General features: G+C 50.3%; 2 protein-coding genes and 1 pseudogene. 1 reads left to right on the top strand and 2 read right to left on the bottom strand.

The genetic code is table 11. From position 1 onward, the window contains the following. The coding region (locus tag BBW68_RS13245; RefSeq protein ID WP_148127677.1) for an acetyl-coenzyme A synthetase N-terminal domain-containing protein at positions 1 to 195 on the bottom strand (195 nt) is incomplete at its 3' end. Between the two features lie 512 nt (positions 196 to 707). On the opposite strand from BBW68_RS13245, the gene gltP reads away from it, so the two are divergent. Next, the gene (gene gltP / locus BBW68_RS13240; RefSeq protein WP_070135720.1) at positions 708 to 2,012 is read left to right on the top strand and encodes a glutamate/aspartate:proton symporter GltP; all 1,305 of its coding nucleotides are present in this window, start codon (positions 708 to 710) and stop codon (positions 2,010 to 2,012) included. Between the two features lie 307 nt (positions 2,013 to 2,319). On the opposite strand, the pseudogene BBW68_RS18080 reads toward gltP, so the two are convergent. Continuing rightward, positions 2,320 to 2,474 (bottom strand): annotated as a pseudogene (locus BBW68_RS18080) (IS5/IS1182 family transposase); the annotation flags it as partial. Positions 2,475 to 2,638 lie beyond the last annotated feature (164 nt).

The raw sequence follows: 2,638 nt of genomic DNA, 5'->3' as shown, positions 1-2,638 counted from the left end.
ACGCTCGCCCTGTAAGGGCGCTACGTTCTTCACCGTATGGTAGGGTTTGATCCAGTCAAGTATCTTGCTTTGCTTACCCCAGAATGCATCTGGATCCTGTACCGACTGCTGATACATAGACCGGTACCGCTGGGCATTAATCAGGGGGGGTTCCGCGATGTTCGCGGGCACCGGGTATGCGTGTGATTGGCTCATGGCTGGTCTCCTTGAAGATGTTAGTAATATGTCAATCATATAGTTCAGTGAAGATGCGCGCTTGGCTTTGTTTTCTTTTTTGCGCGGCAGATCACGTCATAACTGAATGTTATGAAATGGCAGTGTTAATTTGCCAAAAAGAGAAGAGGCGAGGCTAAGAATCATAGAAAAATGCCCGCTAAGGCGCGCAACCAGACCATTTTGTTGTTACGGGTAATTGTTCACTTTATTACATAGCTATGCTATTTGTTATAAGAATATTACCCTTTATAACAAAGAGTTATTTTAAATAGCTGTAGGCAGTGCTTTATCCTGTCTTCTGAGTATTAAATAGACACATCTCGCGTAGGGTTGCATTCTTACCAGTGAAAATGGTACTGATTACGCGCCTGCAAAACAGGAATCAACCATCCATTACCTGCGAATTGCCCGATCCCGGTCATTCTCCTTCGAGTGTCATTCACTCCGCATGCAGTCCGCGGAGAGCAGGTTCTGTTAAGGAAAAATACAATATGAAAGTTGTAAAAATCAGCCTCGCCTGGCAAATTCTGGTGGCGTTGGTACTGGGGATCACCGTCGGGGCGATACTGCATAACCAGCCGGAAGACCGTGAATGGTTAGTCACTAACGTACTCACGCCGGCAGGGGATATCTTTATCCACCTGATTAAAATGATTGTGGTGCCTATCGTTATTTCCACGCTGATTGTCGGCATTGCCGGCGTCGGGGATGCGAAAAAACTGGGGCGTATTGGCGTTAAAACCATCGTCTACTTCGAAGTGATTACCACCATTGCCATTGTGACAGGTATTACTCTGGCGAACGTGTTCCAACCCGGCTCCGGCATTGATATGTCGACGCTGGCAACGGTGGATATCTCTAAATATGAAGCCACCAGGCAGCAGGTGCAGAGCGGCCCGCACAGCCTAGTGACCACTATACTGTCGCTGATCCCGCAGAATATCTTCGCGGCGATTGCGAAAGGTGACATGCTGCCGATTATCTTCTTCTCAGTGCTGTTTGGCCTTGGGCTCTCTTCACTACCGTCTGAACACCGCGATCCGCTGGTGAAAGTGTTCCGTTCCACCTCAGAAACGATGTTCAAAGTCACCCATATAATTATGCATTACGCGCCTGTTGGGGTGTTTGCGCTGATCTCAGTGACCGTAGCGAACTTCGGTTTTGCCTCGCTGTGGCCGCTGGCGAAGCTGGTGATACTGGTGTACGCCGCTATCTTCTTCTTCGCGCTGGTGGTGCTGGGTGGGGTGGCGCGCTTCTGCGGTCTGCGCATCACCACGCTGATGCGTATCCTTAAGGATGAGCTGATCCTCTCTTACTCCACCGCCAGCTCTGAAACCGTGCTGCCGCGCATCATGGAGAAGATGGAAGCCTACGGCGCGCCAAAGTCGATCACCAGCTTTGTGGTGCCAACTGGCTACTCGTTTAACCTCGATGGTTCGACACTGTACCAGAGTATCGCCGCCATCTTTATCGCGCAGCTGTACGGTATCGACTTGTCGTTGGGCGATGAAATCGTGCTGGTGCTGACGCTGATGGTCACTTCAAAAGGGATTGCTGGCGTGCCGGGCATCTCCTTTGTGGTGCTGCTAGCGACGCTTGGCAGCGTCGGAATTCCGCTGGAAGGCCTAACATTTATCGCGGGCGTTGACCGTATTCTCGATATGGCGCGTACCGCGCTGAACGTGGTGGGTAACGCGCTGGCGGTGCTGGTGATTGCCAAGTGGGAAGATCAGTTTGATGCGAAGCAGGCGCTCGCCTATGAAGCACAGCTGAAAGCCCAGCCTACGGGCCACTAACCTCCCGGGCTGGTGATGTGTCACCAGCCCTTTTCTCCTATTTCCCTCTCATTTAGCCCTGTCTCCCACCTCATAATTCTGGCAAAAACATCCTGTAATTTAACTTATGTTTATTCCCGGGAAAGTCACAACCGCTGAAGCGGGCGTCTCATACCAGCCGGTGACTATTACAAAACTTAATCAGTGAGTTAGTCAGGATTTCTTTCATGAAATGGAGGTTGTAGCTGATAATTTTTTATCTTTTCGGGGCTTTGTTGAATAAATTAGAGTTAGCCGACAAGATGGATGCCTCCCGCTGCTACACTTGTTATTCGATCCTGACGCTGTGCGGCATACCCAACAACGCCATCCAGTTCAGCGCTTTAATCATCACCATCGCTTCACCCACCTGCGCATTAGATGCCCGCCCATCAGGGTTTTGATGCGGAACATCGCCGTTTCTGCCACTGAACGGGAGTTATGGTCATTTGTGGTGTATGGGGATTCGAGAAGGTGGCGTATCCTGCTGATTGATTTCTTCTAGGATTTCAACAACAGAGAGGTGATATGCCATGTCCAATCTTACCCTACAGATGTTGCCGGAGCTAGTTGAGCCCACTGATCCATTCCACGATTTACTCCGTACT

The sequence above is a fragment of the Candidatus Erwinia dacicola genome, assembly GCF_001756855.1.
Lineage (GTDB): Bacteria > Pseudomonadota > Gammaproteobacteria > Enterobacterales > Enterobacteriaceae > Erwinia > Erwinia dacicola.
The sequence above is the reverse complement of the archived record's forward strand: the minus strand, read 5'-3'. Positions and strand labels throughout refer to the sequence as shown.